This is a genomic window from Geopseudomonas aromaticivorans (genome assembly GCF_019097855.1).
Taxonomy (GTDB): domain Bacteria; phylum Pseudomonadota; class Gammaproteobacteria; order Pseudomonadales; family Pseudomonadaceae; genus Geopseudomonas; species Geopseudomonas aromaticivorans.
Genome location: NZ_JAHRGL010000030.1, coordinates 175,058 through 197,878, shown reverse-complemented (window position 1 = coordinate 197,878; position 22,821 = coordinate 175,058). Strand labels below are relative to the sequence as shown.

Here is a 22,821-nt window from a genome sequence, read left to right as displayed (position 1 = left end):
TCAGCCACCCACCAGGAAACGCAAGCCCTTGCGCAGGTAGCTCCAGCGCAGCGCCTGCAGCGGGCTCAGGCGCACGGCCTGCTGGTAGAAGCGCTTGGCCGCGGCGCGGTCGCCGGCGTTCTGCGCGGCGCGGAACAGCGACAGGTAGCGCTGTGCGGTGTAGCGGCGGCGCAGCGGCTGGCACTCGGCGGGTAGGCCGGCGAACACCTCGCGGACCATGCCGAGGGCGTATTCCTCTTCGTTGTCGCGGTTATGCCGCAGGCTGTCGGCGTGCTTGTAGATCCGCGCCAGCGGCACGTCGGTCACCGCCACCGGGGCGCTGACCAGCAGGTGGGCGAACACCGGGATGTCCTCGCCGCTGCGCAGCCCTTCCGGGTAGGGGCGCTCCAGCAACAGGTCGCGGCGAAACAGCGAGCAGCAGTGGGAAATCGAGATGCGCTTGTGCAGCAGGTAGCGGCGCGCCAGCTCGCGCGGGCTGGCCGCCGGCACCGGGGTGGGCAGGCGCAGGCGCTCGCGGCCGTCCGGGTAGACCGACAGCTGGGCGCCGAGCACCATGCCCACCGCCGGATTGGCCCGCACCACCGCGAGCAGGGTGGCCAGCGCCTCGGGCAGCAGCTCGTCGTCGGCATCCAGCAGCAGCGCGTAGCGGCCGCGTGCCTCGCGGATGCCGTGGTTGCGCGCAGCGGCGGCGCCGGCGTTGGCCTGGTGGATCGCCCGCAGCTGCGGATGGCGCGCCACGTAGCCGGCCAGCACCTCGGCGGTGTTGTCGCGCGAGCCGTCGTCGACGACGATCAGTTCGACGTCGTCGGCCAGCTGCCCCAGCACCGAATCCAGCGCGCGGGGCAGCAGATGGGCATAGTTGTACGCCGGAATGACAACGCTGATCAGCGTCTCAGACGGCGTCATACCAGTCCACCCCGTCCTTGACCACCAGCACATCTTCCATGATCAGGTACTGCAGGTCGGAGCCGAAGAACATGTTTAGCGCGTCGGTCGGCGAGCAGACCATCGGTTCGCCGCGGCGGTTCAGCGAGGTGTTCAGCGACACGCCGTTGCCGGTGAGCTTCTCCAGCTCCAGCATCAGGTCGTACCAGCGCGGGTTGTGCCGGCGCTCGAGGACCTGGGCACGCGAGGTGCCGTCCTCGTGGACCACTTCCGGCACGCGGCTCTTCCACTCCTCGTTGACCTCGAAGGTGAAGGTCATGAACGGCGACGGGTGGTCGACCTTGAGCATCTGCGGCGCCACGGTATCCAGCATCGACGGGCAGAACGGCCTCCAGCGCTCGCGGAACTTGATCTGCTCGTTGATGCGGTCGGCCACGCCGGCCGCGCTCGGGCAGCCGATGATCGAGCGCCCGCCCAGCGCGCGCGGGCCGAACTCCATGCGCCCCTGGAACCAGGCCACCGGGTTGCCGTCGACCATGATCCTGGCGATGCGCGCGGTGGTGTTGTCGATGCGCTTGAACACCGGCTGCTTCGGATGGCGGGCGCAGGCGGCGATCACGTCCTCGTTGGAGTAGGCCGGGCCTAGGTAGACGTGCTCCATCTTCTCCACCGGCACGCCGCGGGCCACCGACACGTAGGCGGCGGCGCCAACCGCGGTGCCGGCGTCGCCGGAGGCCGGCTGGACGAACAGTTCCTTGACCTCGTCGCGGGCGATGATCTTCTGGTTGAGCTTGACGTTCAGCGCGCAGCCGCCGGCGAAGGCGATCTTGCCGGTCTGCTTGATGATGTCGCCCAGGTAGTAGTCCATCATCTCCAGCGCCAGCTTCTCGAACAGCGCCTGCATGCTGGCGGCGTAGTGGATGTACGGATCGTCGGCGATGTCGCCTTCGCGCTTGGGACCGAGCCACTCGATCAGCTTGGGCGAGAAGTAGTAGCCCTTGCCGTTTTCCTTGTAGCGGCGGAAGCCGATGACGTTGGCGTAGTCGGTGTTGATCACCAGCTCGCCGTTCTCAAACTTGGCCAGCCGCGAGAAGTCGTACTTGGCCGCGTCGCCGTAGGGCGCCATGCCCATCACCTTGAACTCGCCGTCGAGCATCTCGAAGCCGAGGAACTCGGTGATCGCGCCGTACAGGCCGCCCAGCGAGTCCGGATCGTAGAACTCCTTGAGCTTGTGGATCTTGCCGTTCTCGCCGTAGCCGAAGAAGGTGGTGGCGTACTCGCCCTTGCCGTCGATGCCCATGATCGCGGTCTTCTCGGTGAAGCCGGAGCAGTGGTAGGCGCTGGAAGCGTGGGCCAGGTGGTGCTCGACCGCCTCGATCTTGACCTTCTTCAGGTCGAAGCCGAGCTGCTGCAGGCACCACTGGATGCGCTGGCGGTAGCGCTTGTAGCGGCGATTGCCGAACAGGATGGCGTCGAGGGCGCGGTCCGGGGCGTAGGCGTAGCGCTTGGCGTACTGCCAGCGGGCCTTCTCGAAGATGCTGATCGGCGCGAAGGGAATCGCCACCACGTCGACGTCGCCCGGCTGGATGCCGGCCTGCTCCAGGCAGAACTTGGCCGACTCGTAGGGCATGCGGTTCTTGGCGTGCTTGTCGCGCACGAAGCGCTCTTCTTCGACGGCGGCGATCAGCTTGCCGTCGATGTAGAGGGCCGCGGACGGATCATGACTGAGAGCGCCGGAAAGGCCGAGGACGGTCAATGCCACAGATGTTTCCCTCTATCTATTCGGGCAGGTGCCGGGCACCTGCGGTAAACGTTTATCGAGCAACCGGTACAGGGCCGAGTCGGCCGGCCAGTTGCGCAGAAAGCGTGCGCGGTCTTTCGCGTAGGCCCGGGCGAAGCGCCGCGGGCAACGGTGCTGGCGCATGGCGTCGAGGTCGATCAGCGCCCAGCGGCCATCCTGCCAGAAGATGTTGTGCCCCTTGAGGTCGCCGTGGCTGATGCGCTCGCGCAGCAGCGCGGCGAACAGGCGGTCGAGGGCCAGCAGTTCGGCCTCCGGCGGCACGCCGGCCAGCCAGGGCTGAAAACGGGCGATTATATCCTGCCCCTGCAGATATTCGGTAACCAGCCAGGCGCGCCCGCGCAGCCAGCAGCGGCGCTGCTCCTGCACCGCCAGCGGCCGCGGCGTGGCGATGCCGAGCAGCTCCAGCCGGTTGGCCGCGCGCCAGCTGTGCCAGGCGCGGCTCGGCCGCCAGAAGCGCTTGAGCCAGTGCAGGGCATTCTTGACGTTGTAGCGCTTGACCAGCAGCGGCTGGCCGTCCAGCTCGACCCGCGCCACGGTGGCGGCGCCGCCGGTCTTGAAGAGGTGGCCGCGCTCGATATAACCGTCGAGGTCGTCCAGCAACGGCTGCAGCCGGGCGGCCGCCTCGCGGCGCACCACCTGCAGGCCGGAGGCGCCCACCCGGGCGCGGAACAGGCTGCAGTCGCGGCCGCTCTTGCGCAGGTAGTCGCGCAGGCGCCAGCGGCGCACCCCGGCGATCTCCCGGCGCAGCTCGGCCAGCGGCAAGGCATGGGTGGGATTGACCGCCCGGTAGCCATCCAGCAGCTCGCCCAGGAAGGGCTCCAGCTCGGCCGGCAGCTGGGCGAAGAACACGCCGAGGTTCTCCAGCGCCCGCCCCTGCCCCAGCGGCCGGCCGGCGTGCTCGGCCTGCACGCCGCCGCCGTCGATCAGGTACAGGCGCTCGCCCTGGCGCAGCAGGTTGTCCAGGTGCAGGTCGGCCTGCCACAGGCCGCGGGCGTGCATGCCCGCGATGGCGCCGAGCGCGGCGGCGAGCACCGCGCGCTGGGCTTCGCCGAGCAGCGGCTGCGCCGCCACCGCCCGCCAGGCGTCCCACAGGCTCTCGGCGCCCGCGATGAATTCGAACAGCAGCCAGCCGCCCTCATCCGCGGCGAAGCCTTCGGCCAGCAGCGTCGGCGTGGTCAGCCCCTGCTCGGCCAGCAGGCGCGCACCTTCGCACTCGCGGGCGAAATGGCGCTCGGCCTTGGCGCCCACCAGCAGCTTGGCCAGCACCGGGCGCCCCTGCCATTCGGCGCGGCCGACATAGCGCTGCCCGGGCAGCACGCGCAGCAGGCTGTACAGGCGCAGCTCGCCGTCCGGCAGCTGGATGCTCAGCGGCAGGCCCGGTGTGCGGCCGGCCCGGGCCAGCTCGGCCAGGGTCATCGGCGCGCCGCCTTGTCGCGACGGCGCAGCGCCAGGCGCTGCCACCAGTCGTCCACCGCCGCGTCAGCGCCCAGGTAGGTCCTCAGGAACAGGCGCACCTCGGCCTCGCCCCAAGCGTCGGCGCGGCGCAGCAGGGTTTCCAGGTCCTTGATCCGGTCGCGCCGGCCGAAGCGCAGCGGCCGGGTCTTCTCCAGGTCGATCAGGCAGGCGGCGTACCCCGCGCCCTGTGCGCGCAGGAAGACGTGCTTGGGATAGAAGCAGCCGTGCAGTTGCCCAGCCGCGTGCAGCCGCCGCGCCAGCTCGCCGACCGCGACGATGATCGCCTGCTGCTGCGCTGCCGTCAGGCTGTCCCACCTCTGCCCCAGGCCGTACAGATCGGTCCAGCCGTCCAGGGCGCGGGTCAGCAGGATCGCCCGGCGCTCGCCGGCCACCTTGCGCTCGGCATAAAAGGCCGCCTGCAGCGCCGGGATGCCCAGCTCGCGGTAGCGCTGGATGTTGCGCAGCTCGCGGGCGAAGGTCGGCTCGCCCAGCGGATGCGCCAGGCTGCGGGTCAGGTGGTTGCGCTGGCGCTTGAGGTAGTAGGCGGCACCGTCCAGCTCCAGCCGGCAGACGCTGCTCCAGCCGCCGCGCTCGGTATTCGGCTCGTCCACCGCCGGCAGCTCGAGGGCCCACAGCGCGTCGTAGTCGGCCAGGCCGTGACGCTCGAGGCGCGCACGGTCCTCGGCGGCGATGAAGTCGCTCATTCGCGTCCCTCGAAGAATTCGACGATCTGGCGGATACGCCGCTTGTCGCTGGCATTCAGCCGGCGGCGGTCGCGGTACTGCAGGTAGAAGCGCAGGCGCTGGGTGCGCGACAGCACCCGCTTGGCCACCTTGTCCAGGCAGGCGAGGTCCTTGGTGATCCGATAGCGCAGCACCGGCCCCCACCAGAAGCTGCCGCACGGACAGTCGATCAGGTATACCTCGCCGGCCGGATCGACCAGCAGGTTGCGCCACTTCAGGTCGTTGTGGGTGAAGTGGTGGTCGTGCAAATGCCGTGTGGCCACGGCCACCTTGCGGCTGGTCTCGCGCACCCAGGCGGCATCGCGCAGGCGCGCATCCTGGCGATAGGCCAGGGTCGCCAGATCCTCGGTGCCCACCAGCTCGCGGGTGATGACTGCGCCGCGGACGAAGGCGCCGGCACGCCGCTCCAGGCCCCAGGCGACGATGCTCAGGGTGGGGATGCCCCACTTGGCGAAGCGCCGCAGGTTCTGCCACTCGGCCTTGACCCGCGGCCGCGCCAGATAGGGACGCAGCCCCTTGCCGCCATGGCGGTAGCGCTTGACGTAGTAGCGCACGCCGGCGCGCTCGACGCGGATCAGTTCGGTCATCAGGTCGTAGGTGATGCGCTCGCCCTCGAGGGCGAACACCGCATCCAGGCTGCCGAAGTCGGCCGCCAGCGGCGCGTAGTGCGGATCGAGATTCCAGCCGGCCATCAGAGCGCGTCCCCGTAACGCTGCTTGCGCGCGTACAGCTTGGCCGCCTTGCCTTCCAGCCAGGCCAGCAGGCGCGCTTCGTCGCGCAGACTGTCGCGCAGCGGGTGCTGGAAGTAGGTCTTGAGAAAGCGCAGCTTGTCGCGGCGGGTCAGACCGATGTCCAGCGCCGAGAAGTACAGCGCGGCCAGGTCCTTATCGCGCCAGCGCGCCGGCACGGCGGCGCGGGTCTGCGCGCGGTGCAGGTCGATCACCGACAGGCGAAAATCGTCCGCCGTCACCGGCCGGTCGGTATGCAGCAGGAAGTGACAGATGTAGCAGTCGCGGTGGTTGACCCCGGCGCGGTGCATGCCGCCGACCATCGTGGCGACCCGCTGGATCAGCGCGCGCTTGAGCCGCGGTTCGGGCGGGGTGGTGAGCCAGTCGAGGCTGAAGTCTTCCAGGCTGACGGTGGGCGCCAGCTCCTCGGTGACGATGAACGAGTGCTGGGTCGCCGGATTGCTGCCGCGCTCGCCGAAGGCCACGGCGGTCATGGTCGGCACACCGACCGCGGTGAGGCGCTGGATCGCCGTCCACTCCTGGCCGGCGCCAAGTACCGGCAGCTTGGCGGTGAGCAGGTTCTTGACGATCTCGCCCCAGCCGATGCCACGGTGGATCTTGACGAAGTAGCCGCGCCCGGCCACCTCGGTGCGCAGGGTGCGGCGGCCTTCCAGCTCGCGGTAGACCTGGCCGTCGAGGCGTTCGACCTCGGCGAAGGCGTCCTTGCCCTGCCACAGCGACTTGAAGGGCTCGGCGAGGATCAACTTCATACGCCCTCCCCGAGGATCACGTCGGCCGCACGCTGCGGCATGGAGTAGAGGTCGGCCGTGTCGGCGTAGGCCAGGCCGTTGGCGGCCCAGCGGGCGCGGGCGGCATTGTCGGCGAGCATTTCGGCCAGCATGCGGTTGAGTTGCTCCTGTGCGAACGGACTGGGCAGCACCCGGCCGCAGTCGGCCTCGCTGATGTAGTGGGCGTAGCCGCAGACGTCGGTGACCAGTACCGGCAGGCCGGAGACCAGCGCCTCGAGCAGCACGGTGCCGGTGTTCTCGTTGTAGGCCGGATGGATCAGCAGGTCGGCACCGAGCAGAAAGCGCGGGATGTCGCTACGGCCTTTGAGGATCTGCACCTGCTCGGACAGGCCGAGGGCCTTGACCTGCAGCAGGAACGGCTTGGGGTCGTCCTGGCCGATGGCAATCAGCCGGGTGCGCCGCTGCAGCTCGCGCGGCAGGCTGGCCAGCGCCTTGAGGCTGCGATCGAGGCCCTTGGTCTTGAAGCCGGAGCCGATCTGCACCAGCAACAGATCGTCGTCGGCCAGCGCGAACTCGCGGCGGAACTCCGCGCGGATCTCTGCGGCATTGGCCGGCGCGCGGCGATCCTGGGCGATGCCCGGCGGCAGCAGGTGGAAGCGCTGGGCCGGGGTGGCGTAGTGCTTGACGAACAGCGGCTGCTGCACCTCGGAGATCATCAAGATCTCGGTGTGCGCCTCGGCGGCGAACACCGCGCGCTCGTACTCGGCGAAGTGCCGGTAGCGCTTGCCGAAGCGGTACAGCGGGTTGCGCAGGGTCTGTGCCTTGTCCTCGTAACAGCCGTCGGCGGCATAGTAGACGTCGAGGCCGGGCATCTTGTTGAAACCGACCACCCGGTCGACCGGATCGCGGGCCAGATCGGCGGCCAGCCAGGCGCTGAACTTCTCGTTGCGCCGATGATTGAAGAAGGCCTTGATCGGCGCCACGCGCACGTCGAAGCCGGACGGCACCGCGCCTTCCCAGATCGGCGTGTAGACGCGGATCGCATGACCGCGACGCTGGCACTCGAGGGCGATGCGCATGAAGTCGCGCTGCAGGCCGCCGAAGGGGAAGTACTTGTAGAGCACGAAAGCCAATTGCATCAGGCGATTCTCTCCGCCAGCAGGGCCTGCAGTTCGCCCGCCACGCGCATGGGGTTGAGGCGGGTGAAGCACAGCGGCAGTTCGCTGGCCAGGTCGAAGCGCTGGCGATCCTCGGCCGTAGGCTGGTAGGCGCAGGTCTTCTTCAGGCAGGGCGCGCAGGGGAAATCGCTGGCCAGGTGCAGCTGGCCGCGGCCGTAGGCGCCGGTGAAGCCCGGGTTGGTCGGGCCGTAGAGGGAGATGGTCGGCACATCCAGCGCCGCGGCCAGATGGCCGAGACCGGTGTCCACCGCCACGCAGGCGCGGGCGCCGGCCAGCTCGGCGGCGACGCCGGCGAGATTCAGTTTCGGCAGCACGTTGACCCGTTCCAACCCGGCGGCGATGCGCTCGGCGCGCGCCTGCTCCTCGGCATTGCCCCACGGCAGGCGGATCGCCCAGCCCTGAGCACTGAGGCGCTCGGCCAGCTCGCGCCAGTAGCGCTCCGGCCAGTGCTTGGTGACCCAGGTGGTGCCGTGCAGGAACAGCAGGTAGGGCTCGTCGTCACGCCCGGCGAGCAGGCGCTGGCGATCCAGCGCATAGTCGCCGCTGCCGCTCGGCAGTTCGTAGCCGAGAGCCTGGGCGAACAGCTGGCGCACCCGCTCCACCGCGTGCACGCCCCAGGGCACCGCATAGCCGCGGTCGTAGAAGCGACTGGCCAGCGGCTCGCGGGCACTGGCGCGGTCCAGCCCGGCGACCGGCGCCTGGACATAGCGGGTGAGCAAGGCGCTCTTCAGCAAGCCTTGGGCGTCGATCACCAGGTCGTAGCGCTGTTCGTTCAGGCGCGCCTTGAACTGCCGCCATTCGCCGCCGCGCAGGGTGCTCCACAGATTCTTGCGCCAGCGGCGCAGGGCCACCGGGATCACCCGCTCGACCGCCGGGTGCCAGGTGGGAATCTCGGCGAAACCCTCCTCCACCACCCAGTCGAAACGGATGCCGGGGATGGCACGCATGGCGTCGGTCAGCGCCGGCAGGCTATGGATGACGTCGCCCAGCGACGAGGTCTTGATCAGCAGAACGCGCACTCAGTGCTCCTGCGGCAACGGATCGGCCAACGGCTCGCCGGCCAGGCGCTGCAGGGCGTCGAGCACCGGCTGCGGCTGCAGGTCGCGCAGGCAGTTGTAGTGGCCGAAGCGGCAGGTGCGCTCGAAGCACGGGCTGCAGTCGAGGCCGAGGCGGACGATCTCCACCTGCTCGGCCAGCGGCGGGGTGAACTGCGGCGAGGTGGAGCCGTACACCGCCACCAGCGGGCGGTTCAGGGCGGCGGCCACGTGCATCAGTCCGGAGTCGTTGGACACCACGGCATCGGCGCAGAACATCAGGTCGATGGCCTCGGCCAGGCTGGTTTCGCCGGCCAGGTTGACCGCCTCCTCCTGCAGGCCGGGGAGCAGCTCCTCGCGGATCGTCTCGCCCACCTGGTGGTCGTTCTTCGAGCCGAACAGCCAGACCTGCCAGCCGGCGCGGATCTTCGCGTCGGCTACCGCGGCGTAGTGCTCGGCCGGCCAGCGCTTGGCCTCGCCGAACTCGGCGCCGGGGCATAGCACCAGTACCGGGCGGTCCAGGCTCAGGCCGAACTTCTCCAGCGCCGCCGCGCGGCTGACCGGGTCGATCTCCAGGCGCGGCCGCGGATAGGGCTGCGCCAGGGCGGCGCCCGGCTCATAGGCCAGGGCCATGAAGCGCTCGATCATCAGCGGGTAGCGCTGCTTGTCCAGCGTGCGCAGGTCGTTGAGCAGGCCGTAGCGCAGCTCGCCCTTCCAGCCGGTGCGCTTGGGGATGCCGGCGAAGAACGGCACCAGCGCGGATTTCAGCGAGTTGGGCAGCAGGATCGCCTGGTCGTACTGGCCGGCCAGCGACTTGCCGATGCGCCGGCGGCCGGCGAGGTCGAACACGCCGTGGCCGAACGGGAAGCTCAGCGCAGCGTGCACCTCGGGCATGCGCTCGAGGATCGGCCGGCTCCAGTCGGGAGCCAGCACGTCGATCTGGCAGTCGGGATGACGCTGCTTCAGGCACTGGAACAGCGTCTGCGCCATCACCATGTCGCCGACCCAGGAGGGACCTACGATCAGTATTCTCATGCGATTTCCGAAATGAACGGGGAGGCTTGCGCCTCCCCGTCACTGGCTTTCTGACTCACGCATCCAGCCGTGAAGCCTGCTGTCGCTTCACTTGACCAGAGTGCGCCACTCGGCATGGGCATCGGTCTTGCCGGTGACCAAGTCGAAGTAGGCCTTCTGCAGCTTCTCGGTGACCGGGCCGCGGCGGCCGATGCCGATCTGGCGGCCGTCCACTTCGCGGATCGGCGTGACTTCGGCGGCGGTACCGGTGAAGAAGGCCTCGTCGGCGATGTACACCTCGTCGCGGGTGATGCGCTTCTCGACGATCTCGATGCCCTGCTCGCGAGCCAGGGTCAGCACGGTGTTGCGGGTGATGCCGTTGAGGCAGGCAGTCACTTCGGGGGTGTAGATCACGCCGTTCTTGACGATGAACACGTTCTCGCCCGAACCCTCGGCCACGTAGCCTTCCGGATCCAGCAGCAGGGCCTCGTCGGCACCGGCGGACACCGCTTCCTGCAGGGCCAGCATCGAGTTGACGTAGGCGCCGCTCGACTTGGCGCGGGTCATGGTGATGTTGACGTGGTGACGGGTGAACGAGCTGGTGCGGATCTTGATGCCGTTTTCCAGCGCTTCGTCGCCCATGTAGGCGCCCCAGTGCCAGGCCGCGACGATCACGTGCACCTTCAGGTTGTCGGCGCGGATGCCCATGCCTTCCGAGCCGTAGAAGGCCAGCGGACGGATGTAGGCGCTTTCCAGACCGTTGTCGCGCACGGCGGCCTTGGTGGCCTCGTTGATTTCGTCCTTGGTGAACGGAATCTTCATGCCCATGATGTGGGCGGAATCGAACAGACGGTCGGTATGCGCTTCCAGGCGGAAGATCGCGGTGCCCTGCGGGGTGTTGTAGGCGCGCACGCCCTCGAACACGCCCATGCCATAGTGCAGGCTGTGGGTCAGCACGTGGGTGGTCGCGTTGCGCCACTGCACCATTTCACCGTCATACCAGATCACGCCATCACGATCGGCCATCGACATTTTTTGCCAGCTCCTTCAAGAATTCGTGTTTGCCTTCAGTCCACCCGCGGACCGCATGACGCCTGGCGTCACGCGCCGCACTTCTGCCTGCGGCAGCCAGGTCGCCCGCGACCTGCCGCCTACGCGAGCCCCAGCTCGCGCCAGATCCGCATCACGCCGCGGCGCTCCTCGTGGAAGTGGTCGCCACTCACGACGCCGGCCTGTTTCTGCAAGGCCAGGCGGTGGGCAGCTGCGCGATAGGCCTTGTAGGCCTCCTGCAGAAGACGGACGTCGGCGCCGGCGATCAAGCCAGCCCGCTCCAGCCCTTCCAGAATGCGGATGTTGTCGGTGAAACGCAGCAGTTCAGGGTACTGCCGCGACCAGGCGAGAACGGCATATTGCACCATAAATTCGATATCGACGATACCACCGGCATCGTGCTTGAGATTGAAGGTCGCCGCCGCGTCGAACGCCTCCGCCGCGGTGCCGCCGGCGGTGCTCTTGGTGCCCAGGTTGTCGCGCATCTTGGCGCGCATCTCGCTGACTTCGCTGCGCAGCGCGGCGCCATCGCGCTCGCGGCCGAGCACGCGGGCGCGGATCAGCTCGAACTGCTCGGCCACCGCTTCGGAGCCGGTCAGCTTGCGCGCGCGCACCAGCGCCTGGTGCTCCCAGGTCCAGGCCTCGCTTTCCTGGTAGCGCTCGAAGGCCGCCAGCGAGCTGGCCAGCAGGCCGGACACGCCGGAGGGGCGCAGGCGCATGTCCACTTCGTACAGGGCGCCGGAGGCGGTCTGCGCGGTGAGCAGGTGGATGATGCGCTGGCCCAGGCGGGTGTAGAACTGCGCGCTGTCGATCGGCTTGGCGCCGTCGGTCTCGGTCTGCTGGTCGCCGCTGTGGACGAACACCAGGTCGAGGTCGGAGCTGTGGCCCAGCTCGATGCCGCCGACCTTGCCGTAGCCGACGATGATGAAGTCCGGTTCGCTGGCCACGCTGCCGTCGGCGCGGCGTGGGTAGCCGTGCTTCTGAGCGACCTGGCGCCAGCCCAGCTGCAGGACCTGTTCGAGGATCGCCTCGGCCAACCAGGTCAGGTAGTCGCTGACCTTCATCAGCGGCAGGCTGCCGGCGATCTCCGAGGCGGCCACGCGCAGGCCGTGGGCCAGCTTGAAGTGGCGCAGCGCCTCCATCTGCTGCTCGAGGTCGTCCTCGGGAATCCGCGTCAGCCGCTCGCGCAGCTCGGCGGTCAGCTCGGCCTTGCCGGGCGGACTGTACAGGCGCCCCTCATTGAGCAGCTCGTCGAGCAGCAGCGGGAAGCGCGCGATCTGCTCGGCCACCCACGGGCTGGCCGCGCACAGGGTCAGCAGGCGCTCCAGCGCCCCGGGGTTCTCGCTGAGCAGCACCAGGTACGCCGAGCGCCGCGCCACCGCCTCGACCAGCGGCAGCAGGCGTTCGAGCAACAGGTCCGGAGTGCCGTGGGCGACCATGGCCGCCAGCAGACGAGGCATGAAGGCGTCTAGCCGCTCGCGGCCGAGGCGCTGCATGGCGCGCACCGGCGAGGCATGCTGCAGGCCCTCGATGCGCTGCCAGGCGACGGCCGCATCGGCGAAGCCGGCCTCGCGCAGCTGGTGCCGGGCGGCCTCCGCCTCCAGCGCGTTCTGCCACAGCGCCAGCCACTCGTCGCCGATGCCGGCCAGATTGGCCCCGCCCTCGTCGTCGGGATCGGCGATCACCTGACGGAAATGGAAGTCGATGCGCCCGCGCCAGTAGGCCAGGCGGTCGAGCAAGGCATTCCAGCCGTCGAAGCCCATGATGAAGGCGACCCGCGCGCGTTCCAGCTCGCCGTCGGGGAGCATCTGCGTCTGCCGGTCGGCGATGGCCTGCAGGGCGTGCTCCAGGTAGCGCAGGAAGCAGTAGCCCTCCGTCAGCTCGTCCACCACCGGCGCCGGCAGGTAGCCCTGCCCGGCCAGGGTGGCGAGCACCTTGAGCAGCGGCCGCTGCTGCAGGCTGAGGTCGCGCCCGCCGTGGATCAGCTGGAAGGCCTGGGCGATGAACTCCACCTCGCGAATGCCGCCAGCGCCGAGCTTGATGTTCTCGGTCATGCCCTTGCGGCGCACCTCCTGCTGGATCAGCTGCTTCATGGTGCGCAGCGCCTCGATCGCCGAGAAGTCCAGGTAGCGGCGATAGACGAACGGCCGCAGCATCTGCTGCAGCTGCGCGCCGGCGGCCTGGTCGCCGGCCACCACGCGCGCCTTGATCATCGCGTAGCGCTCCCAGTCGCGGCCCTGGTCCTGGTAGTACTGCTCCATAGCGGCGAAGCTGTACACCAGCGGGCCGCTGGAGCCGTAGGGGCGCAGGCGCATGTCGACGCGGAACACGAAGCCGTCGACGGTCAGCGCGTCCAGCGCCTTGATCAGCTTCTGCCCCAGGCGGGTGAAGAATTCCTGGTTGTCCAGCGCGCGCCGCGCGCCCACGGTCTCGCCGCCTTCCGGGTAGGCGAAGATCAGGTCGATGTCCGAGGACAGATTGAGCTCGAAGGCACCGAGCTTGCCCATGCCGAGGACCACCAGGTGCTGGGCCTCGCCGCTGCGCCCGCCGATCGGCGTGCCGGACTGCTCGCACAGCCGCGCGTACAGCCAGTGGTAGGCCAGGTCGATGCTGGCGTCGGCCAGCTCGGAGAGGTCGCGGCAGGTCTCGGCCAGGTCGGCCAGGCGGTTGACGTCGCGCCAGATGATCCGCAGCTGCTGGCGGTTGCGGTAGCGGCGCAGGCAGCGCGCCAGCTCGTCTTCGCTGCTGCAGCCGGCCAGCGCCTGCGCCAGCTGGTCGCGCAGTTCGCCCGCCGCCAGAGCGCGCTCCAGCTCGCCGCTGGCGGCCAACTCGAGGAGCATCTGCGGGTCGCGCGCCGCCTGTTCGGCGACGAAATCGCTGGCCCCCAGCACCCGCTCCAGCGCCTCGCGGCGCACCTGCGGCCAGGCCGCCAGCGCGGCTTGCCCGCCCTCGTCGAGGTGCGACTGGAAAGTCTGCCGGGCGTGTTCGACCAGCGCGTGCAACTCCGCCGGCAAGATGGTCAGGGAGGGAAGGCTCATGATCTATCCTTAGCGGCACCTTGGCCGCCGCCGTCGAGGCGCGCTGTAGTTTTGCTACTCAACTTTTGTCGTAGGGAGCTGCTTTTGTCGCAAACATGTAGTAAAACTACACGAGTCGCCGGGTGACCCCTGGCAGGTGGAGCACGCTGCAACAGCGTCGCAACCCGAAAACCACAAAATCCGCCGCGATCGCCCACAAGCCCGACCGCGCTTTATATACGGCTTTCGATTCTGGAAGCCTTTCCGCCCTGGAGCAAGCCATGCAAGATCTCGATCCCGTCGAAACCCAGGAATGGCTGGACGCCCTGGAGTCCGTCCTCGATCGTGAAGGTGAACCCCGCGCCCAGTATCTGCTGACCCGCCTGGGCGAGCAGGCCTCGCGCACCGGCACCCAGCTGCCGTACGCCATCACCACACCGTACCGCAACACCATCCCGGTGACCCACGAGGCACGCATGCCGGGCGACCTGTTCATGGAACGGCGCATCCGCTCGCTGATCCGCTGGAACGCCCTGGCCACGGTGATGCGCGCGAACAAGAAGGACCCGGACCTGGGCGGCCACATCTCCACCTTCGCCTCCAGTGCCACCCTGTACGACATCGGCTTCAACTACTTCTTCAAGGCGCCGACCGAAGAACACGGCGGCGACCTGATCTACTTCCAGGGCCACGCCTCCCCCGGCGTCTACGCCCGCGCCTTCCTCGAAGGCCGCATCAGCGAAGACCAGCTGAACAACTTCCGTCAGGAGGTGGACGGCAACGGCCTGTCCTCCTACCCGCACCCGTGGCTGATGCCGGACTTCTGGCAGTTCCCCACTGTGTCGATGGGTCTGGGTCCGATCCAGGCGATCTACCAGGCGCGCTTCATGAAGTACCTGGAGCACCGCGGCTTCATCCCCGCCGGCAAGCAGAAGGTCTGGTGCTTCCTCGGCGACGGCGAGACCGACGAACCGGAATCCCTCGGTGCCATCGCCCTGGCCGGCCGCGAGAAGCTCGACAACCTGATCTTCGTGGTCAACTGCAACCTGCAGCGCCTCGACGGCCCGGTGCGCGGCAACGGCAAGATCATCCAGGAACTCGAAGGCGTGTTCCGCGGGGCCGACTGGAACGTGGTCAAGGTGATCTGGGGCCGCATGTGGGACCCGCTGTTCGCCAAGGACACCAAGGGCCTGCTGCAGAAGCGCATGGACGAGGTGGTCGACGGCGAGTACCAGAACTACAAGGCCAACAACGGCGCCTTCGTCCGCGAGCACTTCTTCGGTGCCCGTCCGGAGCTGCTGGAGATGGTCAAGGACCTCTCCGACGAGGAAATCTGGAAGCTCAACCGCGGCGGCCATGACCCGTTCAAGGTCTATGCAGCCTACCACGAGGCGGTCAACCACACCGGCCAGCCGACCGTGGTGCTGGCCAAGACCATCAAAGGCTACGGCACCGGATCCGGCCAGGCGCAGAACATCACCCACAACGTCAAGAAGGTCGACCTGGAAAGCCTCAAGGCCTTCCGCGACAGCTTCGGCATCCCGATTCCGGACGACAAACTCGAAGAGCTGCCGTTCTACAAGCCGGAGCCGGACAGCCCGGAAATGAAGTACATGCTGAAGAGCCGCGAGAAGCTCGGCGGCTTCGTGCCGCAGCGCCGCAGCAAGAGCTTCAGCATCCCGACCCCACCGCTGGAAACCCTCAAGGCAATCCTCGACGGCACCGGCGACCGCGAAATCTCCACCACCATGGCCTTCGTGCGCATCCTCTCGCAGCTGGTCAAGGACAAGGATCTGGGTAGCCGCATCGTGCCGATCATCCCGGACGAGGCACGCACCTTCGGCATGGAAGGCATGTTCCGCCAGCTCGGCATCTACTCCTCGGTCGGCCAGCTGTACCAGCCGGTCGATAAGGACCAGGTGATGTTCTATCGCGAGGACAAGAAGGGCCAGATCCTCGAGGAAGGCATCAACGAGGCCGGCGCCATGTCCAGCTGGATCGCTGCAGCCACCGCCTACAGCACCCACAACCAGCCGATGCTGCCGTTCTACATCTTCTATTCGATGTTCGGCTTCCAGCGCATCGGCGACCTGGCCTGGGCGGCTGGCGACAGCCGTGCCCGTGGCTTCCTGATCGGCGGCACCGCCGGGCGCACCACCCTCAACGGTGAAGGCCTGCAGCACGAGGACGGCCACAGCCACATCCTGGCGTCGACCATCCCCAACTGCCGCACCTACGACCCGACCTATGCCTACGAAATGGCGGTGATCATCCGCGAAGGCATCCGCCAGATGACCGAAGAGCAGCAGAACGTGTTCTTCTACCTGACCGCGATGAACGAGGCCTACGCCCAGCCGGCCATGCCGCAAGGCGTCGAGGACGGCATCATCAAGGGCATGTACCTGCTCGAAGAGGACAAGCGCGACGCCGGCTGCCATGTGCAGCTGATGGGCTCCGGCACCATCCTGCGCGAAGTGCGCGAGGCGGCGAAGATCCTCCGCGAGGAGTACAACGTCGGCGCCGACGTGTGGAGCGTCACCAGCTTCAACGAACTGCGCCGCGAAGGCCTGGCCGTCGAACGCCACAACCGCCTGCATCCGGAACAGAAGCCGCAGCTGACCTACGTCGAGCAGTGCCTGTCCGGTCGCAAGGGTCCGGTGGTCGCCTCCACCGACTACATGAAGCTGTTCGCCGATCAGATCCGCCAGTGGGTCCCGGTCAAGGAATACAAGGTGCTCGGCACCGACGGCTTCGGCCGCAGCGACAGCCGCAAGAAGCTGCGCCACTTCTTCGAGGTGGACCGCTACTGGGTGGTACTGACCGCGCTGGAGGCCTTGGCCGACCGCGGCGAGATCGAGCGCACCGTGATCGCCGAAGCCATCGCCAAGTTCGGCATCGACACCAACAAAGCCAACCCGCTGGATTGCTGAGGAGAGAAGCGATGAGTGAACTGATTCGCGTACCCGATATCGGCAGCGGCGATGGTGAAGTGATCGAACTGCTGGTCAAGGTCGGCGACCGCATCGAGGCCGACCAGAGCCTGCTGACCCTGGAGTCCGACAAGGCCAGCATGGAGATCCCCGCGCCCAAGGCCGGGGTGATCAAGAGCCTGAAGATCAAGCTGGGCGACAAGCTGAAGACCGGCGACGAACTGCTCGAGCTGGAAGCCGAGGGCGCCAGCGCCGCGGCTCCCGCCGTGAGTGCGCCGGCGGCCCAAGCCCCGACGGCCGCCCCGGTGGCTGCCGAGCCTGCCCCTGCACCTGCAGCGCCGGTCGGCGAAAGCCTGCAGCAGGTGCATGTGCCGGACATCGGCTCGGCCGGCAAGGCACGCATCATCGAACTGCTGGTCAAGCCCGGCGACGTGGTCGAAGCCGACCAGTCGCTGCTGGTGCTGGAGTCGGACAAGGCGAGCATGGAAATCCCCTGCCCGCAGGCCGGCACCGTCGACAGCGTGGCGGTCAAGCTCAACGACGAGGTCGGCACCGGCGCGCTGATCCTCACCCTGCGCGTGGCCGGTGTTGCGCCGGCCGCCGCGCCCGTGACCGCCTCCGCACCGGCTCCGGCTCCGGCTGCAGCGCCTGCCCCGGCAGCGGCAGAACCGCCTGTGGCGGCCATCGCCCCGCTGGTCGAGGCGCCCAAGCGCCCGGCCGGCAAGGTGCACGCCGGCCCGGCGGTACGCATGCTGGCCCGCGAGTTCGGCGTGGAGCTGGTCGACGTGCCGGCCAGCGGCCCGAAAGGCCGGGTGGTCAAGGAAGACGTGCAGGCCTACGTCAAGGCGATGATGAACAAGGCCAAGGCCGCGCCGGCAGCCGGCGCAACCTCCGGCGCCGGCATCCCGCCGATTCCGGAAATCGACTTCAGCCGCTTCGGCGAAGTGGAAGAAGTGGCAATGACCCGCCTGATGCAGGTCGGCGCCGCCAACCTGCATCGCAGCTGGCTCAACGTGCCGCACGTGACCCAGTTCGAGTCGGCCGACATCAGCGAGCTGGAAGCCTTCCGCGTGGCGCAGAAGGCGGCGGCCGAGAAGGCCGGCGTCAAGCTGACCGTGCTGCCGTTCCTGCTCAAGGCCTGCGCCCACGTGCTGCGCGAGCTGCCGGACTTCAACAGCTCGCTGGCCCCCAGCGGCAAGGCGCTGATCCGCAAGAAGTACGTGCACATCGGCTTCGCCGTGGACACCCCGGACGGACTGCTGGTGCCGGTGATCAAGAACGTCGACCAGAAGAGCCTGCTGCAACTGTCCGCCGAGGCCGCCGAACTGGCGGAGAAGGCGCGCACCAAGAAGCTCTCCGCCGACGACATGCAGGGCGCCTGCTTCACCATCTCCAGCCTCGGTCACATTGGCGGCACCGGCTTCACGCCGATCGTCAACGCGCCGGAAGTGGCGATCCTCGGCGTGTCCAAGGCGAGCATGCAGCCGGTGTGGGACGGCAAGGCGTTCCAGCCCAAGCTGATGCTGCCGCTGTCGCTGTCCTACGACCACCGGGTGATCAACGGCGCCGCCGCGGCGCGCTTCACCCGTCGCCTGGCCGACCTGCTGGCGGAGATCCGTTCGCTGCTGCTGTAAACGCCGCGCACGTCCGCCGCACCAACAACAACTCCGCCAGCTGGCGGGGTTGTTGTTTTCAGCCAGCCGAAGAACTCAGCCTTTCTGCAGGTCGCGGATCAGAAAGGTCATCGCCTTGGCCAGCTCGGCCACCCCGGTGTGATCGCGCACCAGGGTCAGCAGCGGCGTGCCGTCCTGGGGGTTGAGCACCAGGCAGGCCGGCCCGCGGTTCGGGCACTCGTAGCGCACGAACGGATCGACGCCGAACAGCTCCACCAGCTGGTTGCGCACCGCCACCCGGCTGCCGTCGGCACTGCGGGTTTCCTCGCGCACGTTGAGCACCCCCGAGCGGGCAACGCTGAGCTGGTAGAACAGATCGTCGGGGCGCTGCTCGCCAACCCGATAGCCGGCCCGCAGGGCGTAGCTTTCCAGCAGGCGATTGCAGTGTTCCAGCAGCGCCTTGCGCGACGACTGCCGCGGATACAGACGCTGCAATTCGGCCAGATAGCGCTCCTGCTCGGCACTCCCCAGGCTCGCCTCGCTGCTGCCGGTTGCGCTGCCCTTCTCGCGCGGGCTCTCGTCGCTAACCGCTCCCTCGCTGGCCGCCGTCGCCGGCAGCGCGGCACCCAGCAGTGCCAGCAGCAGGCCGCGACGCAGCCGCTGCATGAATCCTGATTGCATGATATTTACCCTTGGTGACATGAACGATGCCGGCGGCCTGCTCTCGCGCACGGCGGTGCAGTTGCGCCAACGGCAGCCGCTAGTGTTAACAGGATAGCCCCCACCGGGTAAAGCCTGTCGCCGGCCAATGGTTGCGACATGTGACGGACGCTGGCAAGTTGAACGATCTGATCCCCATCGACCGTCCGGGAGGCCCGCCATGGTCCTGCGTTCACCGATCCTCGCCCACAAGCTCGCGCTGCCCAGCGCCGAGCAGGCCCTGCCGGGGCGCGACAGCCCGCTGCCGGTTCCCGACCGCCACTACGTGAATGGCAACCCGCTGCAGCCGCCGTTTGCCGCAGGACTCGAGGAAGTGCAGTTCGGCCTCGGCTGCTTCTGGGGCGCCGAGCGGCGCCTGTGGCAGCAGCCGGGCGTGTGGGTGACCGCGGCGGGCTATGCCGGCGGCTTCACGCCCAATCCGACCTACGACGAGGTGTGCTCGGGCCTGACCGGACATACCGAGGTGGTGCGAGTGGTCTACGACCCGCAGCAGACCAGCCTCAAAGCCCTGCTCAAGGTGTTCTGGGAGGCCCATGATCCGACCCAGGGCATGCGCCAGGGCAACGACGTCGGCACCCAGTACCGCTCGGCGATCTACTGCAGCACCCCCACGCAGCTGGCCGAAGCGCGCGCCAGCGCCGAGGCCTACGCCGCCGAACTGGCCCGCGCCGGCCTCGGCGCGATCACCACCGAGATCCGCGAGGCACCGCCGTTCTACTACGCCGAGGCCTACCACCAGCAGTACCTGGCGAAGAACCCCGGCGGCTACTGCGGCCTGCGCGGCACCGGGGTGTGCCTGCCGGCCTGATCAGCCCGCCTTCTCGATGGCTCCCACACTCCTGCGTGGGACCCGCAGCCATGAACGCTCTGCGTCCGGCCGCTGGCGTGCCCACGCAGAGCGTGGGCACGATCAGGCAACTCACTCAGCCCGCCTTCTCCTCGATCAGCCAGTCCAGGCGCCAGCCGCCCTGGCTCTGCGCCAAATGCCTCGCCAGATACGGCAGCAGCTCGCGCAGTTCGTCCTCCAGCGGCCACGGCGGGTTGGCGATGACCAGGCCGGAGCCGTTGAGGCCGGCCGGATTGTCGCTCGGATGCACCCACAGTTCGGCGCGCAGCAGCTTGGGCGCGCCGCTCTTCTGCAGCTCCTGGTAGAAGCGCTTGAGCTGGCGGGCATCCTTGATCGGATACCAGATCGCCACCACCGCCTGGCGCATGCGCGCGATCGCCGTGCTCAGCGACTCGACGCAGCGCTCCAGCTCGTCGGCCTGCTCGAACGGCGGGTCGATCAGCAGCAGCGCGCGCTTCTCGGCCACCGGCAGCAGCGCCTTGGCCAGGTGCCAGCCCTCGCCCAGGTGCACGGTGACCCGCGGGTCGCCGGCCATGTTGTCCTTGAGCAGCCGGCCATCCTCGGGATGTTTCTCGTTGAGCAGCACGCGGTCCTGGTCACGGGTCAGGCGACGGGCGATTTCCGGCGAGCCGGGGTAGTAGCGCAGCCCGGTGTCCGGGTTGAGCGCGGCAATCACCGCGCAGTAATCATCCAGCAGCGCCGGCAGATCGTCGCGCCCCCACAGGCGGGCGATACCCTGCAGCCATTCGCCGGTCTTGCCGGCCTGCTCGCCGGCCAGGTCGTAGAGGCCGACGCCGGCGTGGCTGTCGAGATAGGCGAAGGGCTTGTCCTTGCGTGCCATCAGACTCAGCAGGCGGCTGAGCACGGCATGTTTGAGCACATCGGCATGGTTGCCGGCGTGGAAGGCGTGACGGTAGTTCATTCGAGGATCATTCCGGCGGATCGCAGTGTCCGCCGCCGGCGGGCGACGGACGGAAGGAACGCGGGGCAGGCGCCCCGCCACAGGCCGGGCAGTTTAGCAGCTGCGCAGGCAACGCCGGCAGTCCGCCGGCGCCCTGCAACAATGGCCGCGCAGACTGGTAGCGATGGCGCCCTCCCGGGGCGACGAGACAATTGCCGGATATTATTTGACCACCAGCCAAATCAACGAGTTAGAATCGGATGGCATGTTCAATGCATGAATATGCATTGCCGTCAACCTGGACATGGAGCCCACCGTGGATACCACTGCCGTCAACAGCCTGTTCTTCATCGGCGCCCTGCTGGTCGGCATCAGCATCCTGGTCAGCGCGTTCTCGGCGCGCGTCGGCATTCCGGTGCTGGTGATCTTCCTCGCGGTCGGCATGCTTGCCGGGGTCGACGGCATCGGCGGCATCGTGTTCAACGACTATTCGCTGGCCTACACGGTCAGCAACCTGGCGCTGGCGATGATCCTTCTCGACGGCGGCATGCGTACCCGGGTAGCCACCTTCCGCGTGGCGCTGTGGCCGGCGATGTCGCTGGCCACCGTCGGCGTGGTGATCACCTCGGGCCTGACCGGCCTGGCCGCCGCCTGGCTGTTCGACCTCAAGCTGCTCGAAGGCATGCTGATCGGCGCCATCGTCGGCTCCACCGACGCCGCAGTGGTGTTCAACCTGCTCAACGGCAAGGGGCTCAACGAGCGGGTGGGACCGACCCTGGAAATCGAATCGGGCAGCAACGACCCGATGGCGATGTTCCTCACCGTGACCCTGATCGGCGTGCTGGCCTCCGGGCAGAGCCTGACCGCCGCAGACGTGCTGCTCAACCTGCTCCAGCAGTTCGGCATCGGCATCCTGCTCGGTCTGGGCGGCGGCTGGCTGCTGCTGCAGCTGGTCAACCGTCTGTCGGTGGCCGACGGCCTGTACCCGCTGCTGGCGGTCAGCGGCGGCGTCATGCTCTACGCGGTGTCCGGCGAGATCGGCGGCAGCGGCATCCTCACCGTGTACAGCTGCGGCCTGCTGCTCGGCAACCGGCCGATCCGCAACCGCCACGGCATCCTGCACATGTTCGACGGCCTGGCCTGGCTCAGCCAGATCGGCATGTTCCTGATCCTCGGCCTGCTGCTCACCCCCAGCGAGCTGCTACCGATCGCCGTGCCGGCGCTGGCCCTGTCGCTGTGGATGATCCTGTTCGCCCGCCCGCTGGCGGTGTTCGTCGGCCTGCTGCCGTTTCGCGCCTTCCACTTCCGCGAGCGCCTGTTCATCTCTTGGATCGGCCTGCGCGGCGCGGTGCCGGTGATCCTCGCGGTGTTCCCGCTGGTCGCCGGCCTGCCCCACGCCCAGCTGTTCTTCAACGTGGCGTTCTTCATCGTGCTGGTCTCCCTGCTGCTGCAGGGCACCACCCTGGGCTGGGCCGCGCGCAAAACCCGCGTCGAGGTGCCGCCACAACCGGCGCCGATCTCGCGCGCCGGGCTGGAAGTCCACCCCACCAGCCAGTGGGAGCTGTTCGTCTACCGTCTGGGCGCCGGCAAATGGTGCATCGGCGCGCAGCTGCGCGAGCTGAAGATGCCCGAGGGCACACGCATCGCCGCGCTGTTTCGCGGCCGCGAACTGCTCCACCCCAGCGGCAGCAGCCGTCTCGAAGCGGGCGACGTGCTCTGCGTGATCGGCCACGAAAAGGACCTGCCGGCCCTCGGCAAGCTGTTCAGCCAGGCGCCCAAGCGCGGCCAGGACCTGCGCTTCTTCGGCGACTTCGTGCTCGAGGGCGATGCCGAGCTGGGGCCGGTGGCCGCGCTCTACGGCCTCGACCTGCAGGGCGTCGACGGCAGCCAGCAGCTCGGCCACTTCATCACCCAGCAGATCGGCGGCGAGCCGGTGGTCGGCGACCAGGTCGAGTGGGCCGGCCGCCTCTGGACGGTGGCGCTGATGGAAGGCAACCGTATCCGCAAGGTCGGCCTGAAGCTCCCGGCCGGTAGCGCGGGGCCGCTGTTGATGCTCTGAGTCGAGCGTTTGGCGGTGGTCGCCGCGCCACCGCCATCCCACTTCCGGACCGGCAGCCTTGTCGCCACGGGGCAGCACCAGTAGGCTTGCCGGTTCC

17 protein-coding genes are annotated in these 22,821 nt (G+C 68.4%); 4 read left to right on the top strand and 13 right to left on the bottom strand.

Going from position 1 to position 22,821, the window contains the following annotated elements; translation table 11 throughout:
* The 11 genes from KRX52_RS12330 to glnE form a co-directional block, all read right to left on the bottom strand.
* Positions 1 to 906: a glycosyltransferase family 2 protein gene (locus tag KRX52_RS12330; protein ID WP_217682026.1), complete on the bottom strand. Its 906-nt coding sequence runs from the start codon at positions 904 to 906 to the stop codon at positions 1 to 3.
* Positions 893 to 2,647 (bottom strand): carbamoyltransferase family protein, encoded by a 1,755-nt coding sequence (locus KRX52_RS12325; protein WP_217682025.1) that lies wholly within the window; start codon positions 2,645 to 2,647, stop codon positions 893 to 895. The genes KRX52_RS12330 and KRX52_RS12325 overlap by 14 nt, the downstream gene beginning before the upstream one ends.
* A gap of 12 nt (positions 2,648 to 2,659) precedes the next feature.
* On the bottom strand, positions 2,660 to 4,102 hold the full coding sequence (locus KRX52_RS12320; RefSeq protein WP_217682024.1) for a lipopolysaccharide kinase InaA family protein: 1,443 nt from the start codon (positions 4,100 to 4,102) through the stop codon (positions 2,660 to 2,662).
* The gene (locus KRX52_RS12315; protein ID WP_217682023.1) at positions 4,099 to 4,845 is read right to left on the bottom strand and encodes a lipopolysaccharide kinase InaA family protein; all 747 of its coding nucleotides are present in this window, start codon (positions 4,843 to 4,845) and stop codon (positions 4,099 to 4,101) included. The genes KRX52_RS12320 and KRX52_RS12315 overlap by 4 nt, the downstream gene beginning before the upstream one ends.
* A complete protein-coding gene (locus KRX52_RS12310) occupies positions 4,842 to 5,576 on the bottom strand; it encodes a lipopolysaccharide kinase InaA family protein (protein ID WP_217682022.1) in 735 nt (244 codons plus the stop codon). Before KRX52_RS12310 ends, KRX52_RS12315 begins: the two co-directional genes overlap by 4 nt.
* Positions 5,576 to 6,382 (bottom strand): lipopolysaccharide core heptose(I) kinase RfaP, encoded by an 807-nt coding sequence (gene rfaP, locus KRX52_RS12305; RefSeq protein WP_217682021.1) that lies wholly within the window; start codon positions 6,380 to 6,382, stop codon positions 5,576 to 5,578. The genes KRX52_RS12310 and rfaP overlap by 1 nt, the downstream gene beginning before the upstream one ends.
* On the bottom strand, positions 6,379 to 7,500 hold the full coding sequence (locus tag KRX52_RS12300; RefSeq protein WP_217682020.1) for a glycosyltransferase family 4 protein: 1,122 nt from the start codon (positions 7,498 to 7,500) through the stop codon (positions 6,379 to 6,381). Before KRX52_RS12300 ends, rfaP begins: the two co-directional genes overlap by 4 nt.
* Complete coding sequence (waaC, locus tag KRX52_RS12295) at positions 7,500 to 8,558, bottom strand: lipopolysaccharide heptosyltransferase I (RefSeq protein ID WP_217682019.1); 1,059 nt, start codon at positions 8,556 to 8,558, stop codon at positions 7,500 to 7,502. The genes KRX52_RS12300 and waaC overlap by 1 nt, the downstream gene beginning before the upstream one ends.
* Entirely contained in the window at positions 8,559 to 9,608 is a 1,050-nt protein-coding gene (waaF, locus tag KRX52_RS12290; protein WP_217682018.1) for a lipopolysaccharide heptosyltransferase II, read from the bottom strand.
* A gap of 87 nt (positions 9,609 to 9,695) precedes the next feature.
* A complete protein-coding gene (locus tag KRX52_RS12285) occupies positions 9,696 to 10,619 on the bottom strand; it encodes a branched-chain amino acid transaminase (protein WP_217682017.1) in 924 nt (307 codons plus the stop codon).
* A gap of 119 nt (positions 10,620 to 10,738) precedes the next feature.
* Positions 10,739 to 13,675 (bottom strand): bifunctional [glutamate--ammonia ligase]-adenylyl-L-tyrosine phosphorylase/[glutamate--ammonia-ligase] adenylyltransferase, encoded by a 2,937-nt coding sequence (glnE, locus tag KRX52_RS12280; protein ID WP_217682016.1) that lies wholly within the window; start codon positions 13,673 to 13,675, stop codon positions 10,739 to 10,741.
* A gap of 260 nt (positions 13,676 to 13,935) precedes the next feature.
* On the opposite strand from glnE, the gene aceE reads away from it, so the two are divergent.
* Complete coding sequence (gene aceE, locus KRX52_RS12275) at positions 13,936 to 16,584, top strand: pyruvate dehydrogenase (acetyl-transferring), homodimeric type (RefSeq protein ID WP_217682015.1); 2,649 nt, start codon at positions 13,936 to 13,938, stop codon at positions 16,582 to 16,584.
* Between the two features lie 11 nt (positions 16,585 to 16,595).
* A complete protein-coding gene (gene aceF / locus KRX52_RS12270; RefSeq protein ID WP_217682014.1) occupies positions 16,596 to 18,218 on the top strand; it encodes a dihydrolipoyllysine-residue acetyltransferase in 1,623 nt (540 codons plus the stop codon).
* A gap of 75 nt (positions 18,219 to 18,293) precedes the next feature.
* Here the strand turns inward: aceF and KRX52_RS12265 are convergent, their stop codons facing one another.
* On the bottom strand, positions 18,294 to 18,878 hold the full coding sequence (locus tag KRX52_RS12265; protein WP_254797548.1) for a hypothetical protein: 585 nt from the start codon (positions 18,876 to 18,878) through the stop codon (positions 18,294 to 18,296).
* A 199-nt stretch (positions 18,879 to 19,077) separates the two neighbouring features.
* Here KRX52_RS12265 and msrA point away from each other — a divergent pair, with 199 nt between their 5' ends.
* Entirely contained in the window at positions 19,078 to 19,725 is a 648-nt protein-coding gene (msrA, locus tag KRX52_RS12260) for a peptide-methionine (S)-S-oxide reductase MsrA (RefSeq protein WP_217682013.1), read from the top strand.
* A 115-nt stretch (positions 19,726 to 19,840) separates the two neighbouring features.
* Here the strand turns inward: msrA and KRX52_RS12255 are convergent, their stop codons facing one another.
* A complete protein-coding gene (locus tag KRX52_RS12255) occupies positions 19,841 to 20,686 on the bottom strand; it encodes a 23S rRNA (adenine(2030)-N(6))-methyltransferase RlmJ (RefSeq protein ID WP_217682012.1) in 846 nt (281 codons plus the stop codon).
* Between the two features lie 295 nt (positions 20,687 to 20,981).
* On the opposite strand from KRX52_RS12255, the gene KRX52_RS12250 reads away from it, so the two are divergent.
* Positions 20,982 to 22,724, top strand: a complete 1,743-nt coding sequence (locus KRX52_RS12250; RefSeq protein ID WP_217682011.1) for a potassium/proton antiporter — start codon at positions 20,982 to 20,984, stop codon at positions 22,722 to 22,724.
* Positions 22,725 to 22,821: the final 97 nt, after the last annotated feature.

Excerpts from the sequence above, each read along its gene's own strand:
- KRX52_RS12330 (WP_217682026.1), bottom strand. The coding sequence starts at position 906 with ATGACGCCGTCTGAGACGCTGATCAGCGTTGTCATTCCGGCGTACAAC.
- KRX52_RS12320 (WP_217682024.1), bottom strand. The coding sequence starts at position 4,102 with ATGACCCTGGCCGAGCTGGCCCGGGCCGGCCGCACACCGGGCCTGCCG.
- KRX52_RS12315 (WP_217682023.1), bottom strand. The coding sequence starts at position 4,845 with ATGAGCGACTTCATCGCCGCCGAGGACCGTGCGCGCCTCGAGCGTCAC.
- KRX52_RS12310 (WP_217682022.1), bottom strand. The coding sequence starts at position 5,576 with ATGGCCGGCTGGAATCTCGATCCGCACTACGCGCCGCTGGCGGCCGAC.
- rfaP (WP_217682021.1), bottom strand. The coding sequence starts at position 6,382 with ATGAAGTTGATCCTCGCCGAGCCCTTCAAGTCGCTGTGGCAGGGCAAG.
- KRX52_RS12300 (WP_217682020.1), bottom strand. The coding sequence starts at position 7,500 with ATGCAATTGGCTTTCGTGCTCTACAAGTACTTCCCCTTCGGCGGCCTG.
- waaF (WP_217682018.1), bottom strand. The coding sequence starts at position 9,608 with ATGAGAATACTGATCGTAGGTCCCTCCTGGGTCGGCGACATGGTGATG.
- KRX52_RS12285 (WP_217682017.1), bottom strand. The coding sequence starts at position 10,619 with ATGTCGATGGCCGATCGTGATGGCGTGATCTGGTATGACGGTGAAATG.
- glnE (WP_217682016.1), bottom strand. The coding sequence starts at position 13,675 with ATGAGCCTTCCCTCCCTGACCATCTTGCCGGCGGAGTTGCACGCGCTG.
- aceE (WP_217682015.1), top strand. The coding sequence starts at position 13,936 with ATGCAAGATCTCGATCCCGTCGAAACCCAGGAATGGCTGGACGCCCTG.
- aceF (WP_217682014.1), top strand. The coding sequence starts at position 16,596 with ATGAGTGAACTGATTCGCGTACCCGATATCGGCAGCGGCGATGGTGAA.
- KRX52_RS12265 (WP_254797548.1), bottom strand. The coding sequence starts at position 18,878 with ATGCAATCAGGATTCATGCAGCGGCTGCGTCGCGGCCTGCTGCTGGCA.
- msrA (WP_217682013.1), top strand. The coding sequence starts at position 19,078 with ATGGTCCTGCGTTCACCGATCCTCGCCCACAAGCTCGCGCTGCCCAGC.
- KRX52_RS12255 (WP_217682012.1), bottom strand. The coding sequence starts at position 20,686 with ATGAACTACCGTCACGCCTTCCACGCCGGCAACCATGCCGATGTGCTC.